We start from the raw sequence: 13,275 nt of genomic DNA on the forward strand, positions 1-13,275 counted from the left end.
ATTAACAACAAGATTTATTTTATCGGGCGAGACCCCTAATCTTTTGGTTAATTGATTTACTAAATCCTTTGTTTGACGTAAATGCATTATGTTTTGTTGTGTAACAATTAAGATTGTTGCATCTAAAAGAAGATCGCAGTTCCAATACTCAGGTCCTCTTGAAAAGTCCAAAATGACTTGTTTATAAAAATTACGATACTTCCAAATTAAGCCTTTAACTCCGCCAAAGTCGACCGCTTTATCGAGTCCTAGTAATTCAAACGGCTTAGCCGCTAGTAGGCTCAAATTTCCTTTTTTGCTCATCGTACTTTTCAGTGCTATCTCATCAAGTTCTTCAATCGACGCCAATACGTCACAAACAGAGTATTTAGCTTCAACACCAAGAATATGAGACAGGGTGCCATGATGTAGATCCATGTCTAACAGTGCTAAGTCAGCCCCTTCTCTTTGAGAAACGACATCCGCTAAGCTGGCTGAGATAAAGCTCGCACCAGAACCCGCCTTACCGTTGATAATGGCAATAACGGGAGCTAAATCTGCATTCTGAACAAGACGGTTAGATACTTTCTCTAATGAGCTAAAAATCTCACTTAAAGGAGAGGTAGAGGGAATAAAATCACTTACCTCGTATTGAAAAGCCAATCTTAAAATATTCTGCGGGGTATTAAAGCCTATCAATATCGTGTCGCATTCAAAATTCGATGCACATGTTAATGCTTTCTTAGCTTCAATTTCATCAGAGGGTAATACCAATAACACAAGGTTGAATCGGCTTTTTTCTTTTAGTAATTTAACCTCACCAAAAGTGACTGCCTGCCAGTCTAGGTTGTCGAGTTGATTTAGACTTTCACTTAACCAAGCAAGAGACTGGTGACCATTACTTAGCACTACAGCACGCACAGGGAATGGTAGACTTAAATGCATGGGCTGCTCTTGCTGTTGATTATCGTTCGAGACACATAGCTCTAGCGGCTTATCCATTATGCTACTAACCTCCCTTTATAAACACATCTACATTTACTATAGACAATAAACCTTATGGTATTTGAGTATTTGTGGAAAATTAATTGCAATCAGAAGTTCCACCTTTAAAAACACCTAAACTTTCTCTTGGTAATGTTGCTGAAAAAGTAGGTGAATTAAGTGTTCGAGTTAACCCAGGGACAAGAAACTGATGTTGGTAATTTGTTATTGCAGCCCTTACTAAACGTATATCACTACCGTAAACAAGATCGGTAGACGGCGAACCATTTAGTTGCAGATAACTTATCTCTAAATTACTACTACTAAGGTTCGGTATTAAGTTAGACCCATTAAAAAGAGCCTGAGAACTAACATCTGTATTCACCTGACAGACGACTGCAATTCGAGCTGCCCGACGAGCAGCTTCATGTAAAACATTATAGGTATATAAAAGTCTGCCAACCTCGATAGACGCAAATAGAAAAAGAAAAAAAACGCTCGCCACAATCGAAAACTCGACAGCATACACTCCTCGTGCAGTCGTTAATGTTCTCATATTGCCCTCACAGCATAAGTCGAGCTAAAATTAAAGGTAAGGTCAATACCATTCCCAAGTCCGAATTCAGATAATTGGTCGAAGAAAATCGGTGTCCAATCGTAGTCAACAGAGATGACCATAATTTCACTGTCAATCGGAAACTCTGAGATTGTAATATCGGTAATTTTAAGGCCAGATAACAATGTAGAAGAACCAGTACCGGCACCATACATCAAGATATTTTTCGTATCAGAGATGCAGCCATTACAGTTAGCATCCGTTAAATCTGTAGGCATACCTGCACCTTCAGTGATTATCGTTTGAGAGAGATGCCTGCCCGCATCCCTTATCATCCTCGTCAATTGGCTATATTGGAAAAGCGCACGCCCGAATTCAACCGTAACGAAGATAATCAACAAGAAAAAAGGCACAAGTAGGGTAAACTCTATAGCCGCGATGCCTTTTTCCTTATTTAACTGAATCACTTTAGACATAGTTAGTACCTTATGAATCTGGGCTGTCGGGATCCCAGTAGAGAACAATTGTTGAACTGTCCCCTACATAGTTAGGCTCTAGTGATGACTGTCCAGTGTTAGAGCAGGTCTGTAAAAACTCACCCACGATATAGGAGTCTTGACCACTAGTCCCCATTTGTTGTGTCAAGAAGAAGCAGGCTGTACCTAAAATATCCACTGAATAAGTACCATTAGCATCAGGGTCACATACTCCTACAACGACCGACATCTCACGGCGTAAAGGCTTTGCAAATGGGTCAGAGGTCGTTGCACACCCTTCGGTAACATTTGCTTGATTATCGGAATAATATTGTGACCACCTATATGCCCCCGCTATCGAGTCAGGATCAATAGCAGTCTCCATTATTGGATCACCGTTACTATCAGTTAAGTCATTTCCACTGCTATCCTTAGCTTGAACCTCTATGACAGAAACTGTCGTCCCCTCACAAATATTGATGTCTCTAGGATGATCCTCAGGATTAGTATTCATCCCCCCCCACACACCAAATAGAGTATTAAAGCCATGTCTAATGCCAACAGAGTTACCTGGTTTAGTCTGAATGTTTGAACCTGGCCCGACACATTGATCAGGAGAGTAGTTTCCTGATAATGCATCAGCTATATCCCTTGCCCCGTTGTCACCATCTAAGTTAATCAATTGAAAATTACCAGTGCCATTTGAGCTTGGCTGATTGGCTCCTACTTTCATCAGATACAGCTCCTCCATCGTCAGTCCATAATCAGGCGCTGAAGGATCACCACAAACCATAAGTGGAGCCGTTCTATTTTTACATAGTAAATCTTGACTACGGCCCGCTACAGCTGACGCTCTTACCTCTTTATTAAAATTTAATATATCAGCGAGAAAATTAGATAAGTCTACGTTTTCAACTCTAACCCGCACATATTCACTACCTTCCGCGAGTATTGGGCTAAAAGGTTGAGGTAGTTCAGAAAACTCCACATATAAACGGGGCGTAACCTGAGTACTATTAAAGTCGGGGCTAGACAAGGCTATGGTTCTATTGAGTTCACCATTTTCTGTAAAAGAGAGGTTCTGAAGCAATATTGTATAGGCTGCCTCCCTCGCTTCATACAAAGTAGCACCGTCTTGTAGTTCTTTGGCGGCATTTAAGGCTGCAGCGTCAACGGCATTTTGCAATCGCCCCTTACTCAGCAACAAATGACCACCATCTAATGCTAATGCTGCGAAAGCTAAAATAGAAAATAATCCTATCGTAAACATGACGATTATCGCCCCTGATTGATTTCTTTTCGGACGTCTACGTTGGACTAACAATCTGAATTGACTCGCCATAACTGCTGCCTCTACACTCTAATTACTACCCGAACCATCGGCGGTGATCGACCCCATACTTCTCGCTCTCTCGGGCTTCACAGAACTTGCCCGATAGGACTGCATAACCTCACGCCCATAGTTACCTTCCAAGCTAAGTATAATACCGTCATTACGTTCTGCAGCTCCGGGATCTAATATCTGCACTTGTTTAATGCGGTAATGACTCTCGCCCATAGGAAAGTCGTTGATTTTTGTGCAACCAGTCAAACTACAAAGAACAACAAAAGCGGTAAAAAAAGTCGTACAAACGCCTTTTACATTGGATCTCATGAGCCTTACTCCTTTTTGACAATTAAAGTGAATGGCCATATTTTTGCTGAGTTCCCGAATCATCTAACTTCGCATCAGACTCGACTGGCTCATAAGGTGTTTCATTCGTATTATCAGTTTTCTCTTTGTGAGACAGTTTACCTAATAGGTAAAACTCGACATCAGAAGGTAATACAAATCCATCAGTTGGTAGGGAAATATCTTTACGATTAAACGCTCTGACGAGCCTAGGCGTAACCAGAATAACCAGTTCACTCTGCCCACTCTGAAAGCTTTTGCTGGTGAATAGCTGCCCTAATACTGGTACATCGCCCAAACCGGGTAACTTGTCGATATTTTCCCTAAGCGTGTCACTGATTAAGCCACTGATGGCAATTGTTTGTCCGTCTGCTAACTCTACCGTTGTCGCAGTACTTCTTTTTACTAATGACGGTACAACTAATGACGTCGATGTATTGCCCGAAATAGCAAAACTATTTGCAGTACTAATCTCACTTACAACTACATTTAAATTCAAATTAATCTGGCCGGAATCGAGTACTGTTGGTACAAATTTAACGCCAACACCGTAATCTCTGTATTCGATGGTTGTATTACCATTCTCACCTGGCACCGGAATTGGAAACTCTCCTCCAGAAAGAAACTGAGCCGATTGTCCACTCATAGCAGTAACGTTTGGCTCTGCTAATACCTTAGCTAAACCATTTTGTTTAGCGATATCTAACGCAAAATTCATCATGAGATCGCCGTTGATATACTGAGCAAATATACCTTTAGCATCAATACCACCGATGCTTCCGGGATCAAAGCCTCCGCCTCCCCCAACAACACCACCAGATAGATTAGAACCCTGATTAAATATGAAAAACTTTGAGTCAAACTGTCTCGCGACGTTCCTTTGAACCTCTGCAACGACAACTTCAAGCATAACCTGATGATCGCCACCGATAGTCATCATATTAAGGACTTTACTCGGTGCCTGGCCCCCGGCAGCGGCTTCTGCGTAACCCTGTGCAAGCTCTACTGCTGTATTCATTTTTTGCAGATTGGAAGCTTGTCCACTTAATAACAGTTGACCTTGAGAAGTCTGCACGCCTAAATTTTCGGTGGGAAGAAATTGATACAATCTAGTTTTCAATCCATTGAGGTCATGAGTAACCTCAATATCCATCACTCTGGCAAGTTGCTCATTTTTATCCCAGATCATTACATTAGTACTACCTAACTGCTTACCCAAAATATACAGCTCATCATTAGGGAGTAACTTAATATCGGCAATGCTCGGATTACCCACCGAAACACGATGTACGGGACCGTTGAGCATTAACACTCTAGATTTAAAAATGGGGATCCGTTGAACATCAGCTCTTGCACCAGCTGTTGGGCCTCCAGCGTATGCCGTTGATAGTTGAAACATTGCCAATAAACAAACAACTGATAAGTACCGAAGGAATGACATGTTATTCTCCTTAAAACATGAATCTTTATGCTTGCTATCAACTAATTATTAGTTGTCGACTTTGATCTCTTGCTCACTCATGCCTTTAAGCAAAAACACTTTTTTTGAACCAGCTTCCGAGACTCTAGCCACACTTACCGCCTCAACTTGTGGAGCAGGCTCTTCCTTATCCTTTTCAGCAGTTTTATTAGCTTCTTCAATATCGGCAAGCTCTATAACCGCGGTATCATTAGGGTTACGCAGTGCCAGTTGTAAAGAGCCTCTGCTCTTAGCAATCATTAAAGTTTCCGCTTGCTCCAAACTTAACTCTAATGTCACCGCACGAACCAACACTGGTTTATTTTCATCATTTGATGCTTTCTGATCGATGGCTAGAATTTTGACATTTGAAAGAACAATATCCGTTTTTAACCCAGTGGTTTTAAATATATTAATAATATCTACTCTATTACCGGGTAAAAGAAAGCCGGCAACACCAACTACGTCGTTAACCCTAATGGTTACGGCCCGCATATTAGGTGTTATTAAGCTCGCTAATGTGCTTCCCTCACCTTTTGGGGTTAATCGCTCTTTACGTAATACCTCTCCTTGATAGAGACGGTGCTTTACGACCTGACCTTCAGCCTCGGTAATCTCGGTAATTGCACCTTCAGGAACTAGGTTTTGAGGAACCGACGTAAGGGCTAGATGCTTCCTCTCAATAATCGTTCCCAAGGGTACCTCTGACACCATGGTAATAACATTGGATGTAGTGCCTACAGTTTCTGTTTTAGTATTTGTTTTGAGCCAACTTTGCGCTAGATACACAGCGGTAACTCCAAAGACTAATGACAAAATGACAAATAAGACTGTTTTATTATTCATTTGTCGCTCCTAATCAAAATCCAAAATTTTATACAAAATATATCGACCAAGAAGAGTCCACTAAGGATGGAGTCACTACGGGCTCGAACTCCATGAAACTTATTTGATCAGACATAATCCCTAATAAATCCCTCGGATAACATGGAATGAGAGGTTTATCGTACCGCTTGTGATATTCAACTAAGAGATATTGAAAAACCTCTTCAGTACAACTCAACCCTAAGTCTTCACATACTTGAAACCATATCTTTCTATATAGCTGTTCATCTAAAGCATCGAAGTGAATTTTGTATCCTAGTCGCCTCAAGAAGGCTTCATCTACAAGTTCATTTGGATTAAGGTTAGTTGAAAATAAAAGAATTAGTTCAAATGGAATTTCAAAGTGCTCACCAGATTGTAGACTTAAAAAGTCTCTTCTCTCTTCCATAGGTATAATCCAGCGATTAAATAACTGCTTCGCACTGATCTTCTGTCTACCGAGATCATCTAATAACAAAATACCGTTATTTGCCTTGAGTTGAAGTGGAGCCATATAAGTACGACTATGGCTATCAAACTGAACCTCTAACATCTCGGCTGTCAATTCACCACCAGTGATCCTCAACGGTCTTTCACACTTTATCCATCTTGGATCATGCCCCTCAGCTAGATTCAAACTCGTGCTTTCCCTGCCGCCTCCAACCTTATGATGCAGTTCAGGGTCATAAACTTGAATGACTTCGTTTCCTATCGCTAATGCATAGGGAATTAACACACTGTCTCCCAGAGTCAAATTAAGGTGACGACACAGGTAGCTTTTACCTGTACCAGGAGGCCCATAAATAAGTACTGGTCGACTAGAGTTCATGGCCGGCCCTATCTTAAAGAGTAGATCTTTAGGTAAAACTAAAGCTGATAATCCCGCTTCGAGCATTTCAAAAGTAATCGCCTTGGCTCTACTCGATTGCTTCTTACAAATATTTGCATACTGTTTTAACGGCACTGGTGCTAAGCCCAAATAACCATTTCTCGACAATGCTTGTTTCGCGTGAACTTCCCCCCCAGCGCTTAGGGCATAACGCATCTGGCCATCGGCCGTTGTCTGTCTATTTTCGACCCAAGCTAAAGATTTTGCGGTATCTAGTAATTGCTGAATAATGCCTCCAGTTACACCTAGCAAATTAACGAGTTGCTCTCTCGTTAACACGCCTGCGGCTAACAGGTGCTTTGTCACTAAGTCTAGGAGTAAAGATTCTGACACTCCCGTTTCGCTAATTGTTTTTGGACGAGGAGCAAGCTGAGTCTCCATTTGCAGCACTTCACTATTTGAAGCGATAGATTTTGACGATTGCTCTTCTCTAGATATATTCATGCGCGCATCCTAAGAAAATAGAGAGTGACTAATAGAAGAATATAAATGAGTAATATCTTGGTTTAGCGAACACGCCCAAAGCCAACCAATGGCTAAAGCCGGTGCGTATGGTACCCTTTGACCTGCAACTTCACCTTCTTCTGGTTTGAAATAGGTTCTTAAATAAAAGCAGTCCCAATATCTTTTTAATGTTTTGAAACAACCAGAAAAACCAGACCGCCAAATAATGAGTAAGCTACTCGTTATGGCTCCTGCAACGATAGCGTAGGCGATACTCCAGACTAATAATTGCGGCCCCATTAGTGCACCTACCCCCATCATTAGCTTAATATCACCAGCACCGAGGATCTTAAAAATAAAAGTTGGAAATAAAATGATGAAGGCAAGACTAAAGCCTATAAATGAGTGCATTAACCCACTCAACTGAGCAAAATAACTATTGATTGAAAAGCCACAAAAAATTGCAAATAAACACAGCCAGTTTGGTATTTTCTCCTTTGTTAAATCAAACACGATCGCTAAAACTAAAAATGTTCCTGCGATAATAACTTGAAGTAACAATTGATAATCAGCCATATTATTCCCTTAACTATTCAGCAAAAGATTACTCACATCATCGTGAGCAATCTTTAATCCGTTGAACTTCACACGGTTTAAGGAGCTGTACAATCCGCTGAATTACCATTTACTGCTGAAGCTAAACAATCAATTTTATCAGTGGCATTTGTGCCTAAAGTGTTGAAAGCAGCAATCATGCCACCAACAACCAATCCACCTGCAATCGCATACTCAACAGCAGTCAAACCACTTTCATCTTCGATAAACTCTTTTAGTAAACATTTGATATCCATAAATTTACCCACCTATTTTGTCCTATCTCAATACCCGCTCTTACAAGTTTGGCTACAGACGCAAAGTTTTTCTCATTGCTTAAGTAACGCTGTCTATAAAGGTAGCAAAGGCAGGGTTAACTCTCCATGTGGAATAAATTATTGGTCCGTCAATGAGAAACATAACTAAGTTAAGATAATTTAAACGCGCTTACCTATTGCTCACTTTACAACAACCCAAATGCTTTCTAGCTGGGAAGAAATGTCAACATCCCCGTATCTATGAGGCTATAGCATTTAAAAGTATTAGATAATATCGGGAGGTAGAAACTCTCACGTTTATTTTAACAACCTCACTTAAATAAAATGCGCTAAAAATCAGACCAGTTCATTATTCAATAAAATTATTGTGCTAAAGTCGTTAAGATAGGAAAACTAAGGGCTTGGTAGATTGTTTATAGCAGATAGCGGCGGCAGAAGAATAAAAATAGTTCACATACCAAAAGAGAGCTCATGGAGTTAAAACTATTTAGTTATCTTTAGATAAACACAGAAAAAGAGGGAAAGTGGAAAAGTTAAAATCGGTCAATCAATTTATAGACACTCGATATTTCATATTTAACTCCAAATTGCTTCTCTATGTATAGCTGAATATCTCCTCCCGTCAACTTTCCTTTACCTCCACGATTACTTTTATTATCGATATAACGTTTAAGTTGTAACAGTTGATCATGACTTAAAGTACTCGGCCTACCACAATGAGGCTTATCTTTTAACCCTTCTAATCCGCTCGATAGATAGAGGCTAATCCAACGGTTAACGCTCGTGCGACTCACTTTCAAGAAGTCCGCTATTTGGTACCTTGATTTGCCGTCTTGAAAGTGCAAAACAGCCAACAACTTGAGCTTCATTCTGGCATTCTTCTCTTTACGTATGAGTTTGGCTAACGTCGTATTGTCATGACAAAAGCTATCCATCTTCCCTCCCTAGACCCGAAACGTTATCTCTTATCTGTAAATGGCCATCTTTATCAATCCAAGCCTTTTGATAAGCAATATTAATATTAAGTTGGCTCGTAAGGCGGAAATGCCTTGTCTGGTTGCTTTTTAGTGCGTTTTTAAATATCTGCCGAGTTTGATAAGGTTCTTTATTCATTAAATATTTGGCGAAAAGCTCAGGCTGGGAAAGCCTAATACAGCCATGACTCAAGGCTCTATTTGCTCTATTAAACAAATGTTTTCTTGGAGTATCATGAAGAAAAATCGCATCTGAATTTGGGATCGTAAATCGGAGTTTACCAAGCGCATTTTTGCTACCAGGCAATTGAACAAGGGCGCTAGTCTTTAGCTTATGTTTTAAACTGCTTGTATCCATTTGGGCCACATTATTATCAACGAAATCACTCGTATAACTCTTGAATACAAAGTCATTATTTCTTAGGTAATTAGGCTGTTTTTCAACACTCCTTAAAATATCGCTATAAATGATACTTGCCGGAGGCCTCCAAGCGGGATTGACCGTAATCACACTTATCGTGGTATTTAACTCCGGCGTTTTGCTGGTAGGTTTACCCACAATGACTGGCATGACTAACTGCTCTACGCCATTTTTCGTTATCCGTAAGGTATGATCTATGAGGTTAACCGAGACATAATCTTTTGTTTCATCATGCCTTTTTAATGACTCCTTCAAGGCGTTTTGCAACTGATTAACTCTTATAGACGGCTCGGTGTTAAGTGATAATACTGTTTCAAGCTGAAGCTTACCGTCTACAACATGACCATGCCTTCTTTGAAAGCGCTTAAGACCCGCTTCAACACTAGGATCAAAAATACTCTCTCGGTACGGAGGCATAGAATAAGCTGGTGTATCCCCAAGCCTAGCAAGTATCCACCTGAGTTTTGCGATCTCTTTCGCTCTTAAACCTAGCCTTAATTCTATCGGGGTTACTGTCGGCCATTGATAGCGAGCTAACGACTTATAATGCCGTATTAACTTCCTTAAGCTCTCGATATCTTTACGCCTAATTAAATTAACGTACTGGTCAACAGACAGAGATTGGTTATCTAGCTGTTCGCCAAAAATTTGATTGTTCAAATGGCTTATTAAACCAGCTTTATCTATTAACTCTGTAACACTGTTCCTTGCATCAAGGTCCAAAACTAACGCCCGCAACTGATGAGTCACTTCAGAGTTAACTTCCACCTGATAGAAAGAGGGCTCCGCACGCACCTGAGCCGAAAAAAGCATTAGAAGGCTAATAAGTAGATTGCATGCGAGTAATTTGTGTCTGCTTAACATGTTAGCTACCACCTAATACAATAATAGAAATAACAATCATGAAGCCGAAACAGAATAAAGAATGATACTAGCCAAAATAAAACTCCAAGTTTCAGTGAGCGACTAGTTTTTAGGTTTAGTACAAAAAATGACTATTAGGCAAGGTGTTAACGTTAATTTTTTGGGAGGCATTAAGGTATCTGGCAAATATCGCAACTTAAACCATAGTTCATCATATATTCAGCTTTTCGCTTATATTCTTCTATAATCAAACTGACTTGTTCTTAAAAAAACATTGTTAATGCTCCAAAGTCTAGGATGGATATGATGAAGATAGGGTTACATAAGCTGAACCGAACATCTGCACTTTTAACGATAGGAGTGACGGTTTTACTATTGTTAAACCTGCATGCTATGTACAAGGATTACCTTTTCACAAAGAGCATTAGAACGAGTAACCCGTCTGGATCAAGCTTAGCAGAACGATACCTTATTCTTGGTGGCTGGCCAGCATCTAAAGAGCATGACTTCGTGTCTTCAGATGTCGATTACCCCATAAAAGTTAGCAACAACAACGCTTCACAGAAGGAGCGAAAATGAGCGAACAATATGGTATGGAGCAGTCGAAAACACCATTATTGCGGGTTTACTTTAGAACCCTTGCTTTTTTAATACTGTTTACAGTCATTCTGTTTAACTTTAAATCCACACTTCAAGTCTACTCCGTAATGTCTTTAGCTAGCACGATGAATAGCTTAGATAGTCACTCCCTATCTGCATACGGACTGATCTACGACGTTATATTTTTTTTCTGTGTTCTAGTCGCTATACACATTATCTGGGCAGGCATAATCACGGTTTCAATCCGAAGCCCTTGGTTTACCTTAAAGGGAAGAGCTCAAGAAGAGCTATATTGGTTCCTTCTGATTCTTATAAACATGACCTGTTTGATTGCAATTAATTCCTACTTTTATCCTACCTCATTAGTTTCTTACTTTAGGCATACAGCGCTGAGCGAACCTCTTGCATGGGGAGGATTAGTAAGCTTTTTAATTATCAGTTTCTATCGAGGGTTACTCACTTTCACCACCAAGCCTGTCGTTCTCTTTATATCGCTGTTAGTTATAGCCGGGCTAGTTAGCCCATTTCTCTCAATTAGCAGTACAACTGCTCAGCCCCAAAAAGATCCCAATATTATTGTTTTGGGCATTGACGGACTAAGACCAGATCATTTGAAGTACTTAGGAGCAGACCCAAATGTAGCCCCTAACTTAAACCACCTACTCGATAATATGACCGTATACAAGAATGCTTATACGCCTCAGGGACGAACTTACGTTGCTTGGATGAGTCTTCTAACGGGTAAGTATCCGGTAAATAACGGAGTGAGATTCAATTTGGCCCCTCCAGAAATGGTCAATAAAACGCTTCCAATTATCGAACTGTTAAAGGAACGAGGCTACTACACAACCTATGCCATTGATGAGCGGCGCTTTAACCAAATAGACTCTAGTTACGGCTTTAATAATACTGTAGGTCCAAAGGCTGGTGCTGCTGATGCACTAATATCGGGTTTAGGCGATCTTCCCTATCTAAATGTACTATTAATGCACCCCTACTCCTCTTATATACTCCCTTACTTATACAATAACAGGGCCTACGGTAAAGCCTACTCTCCTATTGCTTTTAATAAGGCTGTAATCGAGAGCCTTTCTGATGAAGCCCCTAACTTTCTTGCCTTACATTATTGTCAATTACATTGGCCGTATACGTCTAAAGACTTTATATCTCAGCCGCGAGAAAATTGGGATGGCAATTACAACCACTATATGTATAAAGAGATGATAGCAAGCGTAGATAAACAAGTCGCCGATCTCTTTACTCGCTTAAAACAAAGAGGAGTGTTAGACGACGCGATTGTCTATATTATTTCCGATCATGGCGAGAGTTTTAAACTCCCCACCTTCAAAACTCCTGTCCCACAAAACCTTAAGGCGTTCCCTAAAACAAAGTCTTGGGGTCATGGTACAAATATCTTAGATCAGCAGCAATCGCTTATTCTGATGGCTCGAGCTGAGTTCAAAAGTGGAAGTATCGTTACCCCGGCGCAAGAGATAGAAGGACTTTATTCGCTGGTGGATATCGTCCCTTCTCTAATGAGCTCACTACAAATTTCAAGCTCATCTATTCCAAGCCTTCAAGAGAGCAATTTCGACGGTATGATTCTGCCTTGGACTGAGGAACAAGTATCGCCTAATAGATACGTTTTTGTTGAATCGTCAGTCCCCGTAAAATCCATAAATAAAAGCTTTATCGATAAGAATGAGGTCATGTCAGAGACCGCTTCAAATTATGAAGTTAGAGCAGACGGAAAAGCCTACATGCGTACTGACAACTACATAGAGCTGATAGCCAAAAAACAGCGTGCAATCTACTACCAACAATGGCAGTTAAGCTTGTTACCTGATTACGACACCCCAGTGCTTTTTAATACAGCAACAAATGAGATCTATGACACTGATAACTACAAGGGGGATTTTGATTGGCGCACGATGATGAGAGAGCTTTGCTCTCAATACAAAGAGGATCCGGGGTTTGATCCGCACGCGGTTTGTGTTGATGCCAATTTTAGCCGTAACAACTATAGCCGAAACTATAACCAAAGCGACCCTAATTAATATCTTTCAGTTAGCAGTGGCTGTTCTATTAACTGTATCGAGTTATAAAAAATTAGTCCTATAAAAAGTCATCTACTGGGCATCGCTTGCGGATATTTAAACAAACCAGGAAGAAGATGAACAAGCACAAAAATATGTACTACAGTTATCTCAAGGTGTTTTCT

Annotated in this window: 13 protein-coding genes; 1 reads left to right on the plus strand and 12 read right to left on the minus strand. The window is 40.4% G+C overall.

The features are described 5' to 3' along the window. From L1D44_RS16015 to L1D44_RS16070, 12 genes are all read right to left on the minus strand, one after another. The coding region (locus L1D44_RS16015; RefSeq protein WP_239892234.1) for a pilus assembly protein CpaE at positions 1-981 on the minus strand (981 nt) is incomplete at its 3' end. Positions 982-1,063: 82 nt separating this feature from the next. Beyond that, positions 1,064-1,519, minus strand: a complete 456-nt coding sequence (locus L1D44_RS16020) for a TadE family protein (RefSeq protein ID WP_239892236.1) — start codon at positions 1,517-1,519, stop codon at positions 1,064-1,066. After that, the gene (locus tag L1D44_RS16025) at positions 1,516-1,995 is read right to left on the minus strand and encodes a TadE family protein (protein ID WP_239892238.1); all 480 of its coding nucleotides are present in this window, start codon (positions 1,993-1,995) and stop codon (positions 1,516-1,518) included. Before L1D44_RS16025 ends, L1D44_RS16020 begins: the two co-directional genes overlap by 4 nt. A 10-nt stretch (positions 1,996-2,005) precedes the next feature. Continuing rightward, positions 2,006-3,337 (minus strand): pilus assembly protein TadG-related protein, encoded by a 1,332-nt coding sequence (locus L1D44_RS16030; protein WP_275660507.1) that lies wholly within the window; start codon positions 3,335-3,337, stop codon positions 2,006-2,008. Positions 3,338-3,355: 18 nt separating this feature from the next. Continuing rightward, positions 3,356-3,649, minus strand: a complete 294-nt coding sequence (locus L1D44_RS16035; protein WP_239892242.1) for a hypothetical protein — start codon at positions 3,647-3,649, stop codon at positions 3,356-3,358. A gap of 22 nt (positions 3,650-3,671) precedes the next feature. Continuing rightward, positions 3,672-5,108 (minus strand): type II and III secretion system protein family protein, encoded by a 1,437-nt coding sequence (locus L1D44_RS16040; RefSeq protein ID WP_239892244.1) that lies wholly within the window; start codon positions 5,106-5,108, stop codon positions 3,672-3,674. 48 nt (positions 5,109-5,156) lie between these two features. After that, the gene (gene cpaB / locus L1D44_RS16045) at positions 5,157-5,972 is read right to left on the minus strand and encodes a Flp pilus assembly protein CpaB (RefSeq protein ID WP_239892246.1); all 816 of its coding nucleotides are present in this window, start codon (positions 5,970-5,972) and stop codon (positions 5,157-5,159) included. A gap of 28 nt (positions 5,973-6,000) precedes the next feature. Further along, positions 6,001-7,323, minus strand: a complete 1,323-nt coding sequence (locus L1D44_RS16050; protein WP_239892248.1) for an AAA family ATPase — start codon at positions 7,321-7,323, stop codon at positions 6,001-6,003. A gap of 9 nt (positions 7,324-7,332) precedes the next feature. Then, the gene (locus L1D44_RS16055; protein WP_239892250.1) at positions 7,333-7,899 is read right to left on the minus strand and encodes an A24 family peptidase; all 567 of its coding nucleotides are present in this window, start codon (positions 7,897-7,899) and stop codon (positions 7,333-7,335) included. A gap of 77 nt (positions 7,900-7,976) precedes the next feature. Further along, entirely contained in the window at positions 7,977-8,174 is a 198-nt protein-coding gene (locus L1D44_RS16060) for a Flp family type IVb pilin (RefSeq protein ID WP_239892329.1), read from the minus strand. Between the two features lie 554 nt (positions 8,175-8,728). Then, positions 8,729-9,130, minus strand: coding sequence for a helix-turn-helix domain-containing protein (locus L1D44_RS16065; protein ID WP_239892252.1), 402 nt, complete (start codon positions 9,128-9,130; stop codon positions 8,729-8,731). Next, on the minus strand, positions 9,123-10,454 hold the full coding sequence (locus L1D44_RS16070) for a L,D-transpeptidase family protein (protein WP_239892254.1): 1,332 nt from the start codon (positions 10,452-10,454) through the stop codon (positions 9,123-9,125). Before L1D44_RS16070 ends, L1D44_RS16065 begins: the two co-directional genes overlap by 8 nt. A gap of 575 nt (positions 10,455-11,029) precedes the next feature. Here L1D44_RS16070 and L1D44_RS16075 point away from each other — a divergent pair. After that, positions 11,030-13,111: a sulfatase-like hydrolase/transferase gene (locus L1D44_RS16075; RefSeq protein WP_239892255.1), complete on the plus strand. Its 2,082-nt coding sequence runs from the start codon at positions 11,030-11,032 to the stop codon at positions 13,109-13,111. Positions 13,112-13,275: the final 164 nt, after the last annotated feature.

The sequence above is a fragment of the Shewanella sp. Isolate13 genome (assembly GCF_022398325.1).
Lineage (GTDB): Bacteria > Pseudomonadota > Gammaproteobacteria > Enterobacterales > Shewanellaceae > Shewanella.

Bases quoted from the DNA above. Each gene is read 5' to 3' on its own strand.
- L1D44_RS16030 (WP_275660507.1), bottom strand. From the start codon at position 3,337: ATGGCGAGTCAATTCAGATTGTTAGTCCAACGTAGACGTCCGAAAAGA.
- L1D44_RS16035 (WP_239892242.1), bottom strand. From the start codon at position 3,649: ATGAGATCCAATGTAAAAGGCGTTTGTACGACTTTTTTTACCGCTTTT.
- L1D44_RS16020 (WP_239892236.1), bottom strand. From the start codon at position 1,519: ATGAGAACATTAACGACTGCACGAGGAGTGTATGCTGTCGAGTTTTCG.
- L1D44_RS16025 (WP_239892238.1), bottom strand. From the start codon at position 1,995: ATGTCTAAAGTGATTCAGTTAAATAAGGAAAAAGGCATCGCGGCTATA.
- L1D44_RS16050 (WP_239892248.1), bottom strand. From the start codon at position 7,323: ATGAATATATCTAGAGAAGAGCAATCGTCAAAATCTATCGCTTCAAAT.
- L1D44_RS16040 (WP_239892244.1), bottom strand. From the start codon at position 5,108: ATGTCATTCCTTCGGTACTTATCAGTTGTTTGTTTATTGGCAATGTTT.
- cpaB (WP_239892246.1), bottom strand. From the start codon at position 5,972: ATGAATAATAAAACAGTCTTATTTGTCATTTTGTCATTAGTCTTTGGA.
- L1D44_RS16070 (WP_239892254.1), bottom strand. From the start codon at position 10,454: ATGTTAAGCAGACACAAATTACTCGCATGCAATCTACTTATTAGCCTT.
- L1D44_RS16065 (WP_239892252.1), bottom strand. From the start codon at position 9,130: ATGGATAGCTTTTGTCATGACAATACGACGTTAGCCAAACTCATACGT.
- L1D44_RS16060 (WP_239892329.1), bottom strand. From the start codon at position 8,174: ATGGATATCAAATGTTTACTAAAAGAGTTTATCGAAGATGAAAGTGGT.
- L1D44_RS16075 (WP_239892255.1), top strand. From the start codon at position 11,030: ATGAGCGAACAATATGGTATGGAGCAGTCGAAAACACCATTATTGCGG.
- L1D44_RS16055 (WP_239892250.1), bottom strand. From the start codon at position 7,899: ATGGCTGATTATCAATTGTTACTTCAAGTTATTATCGCAGGAACATTT.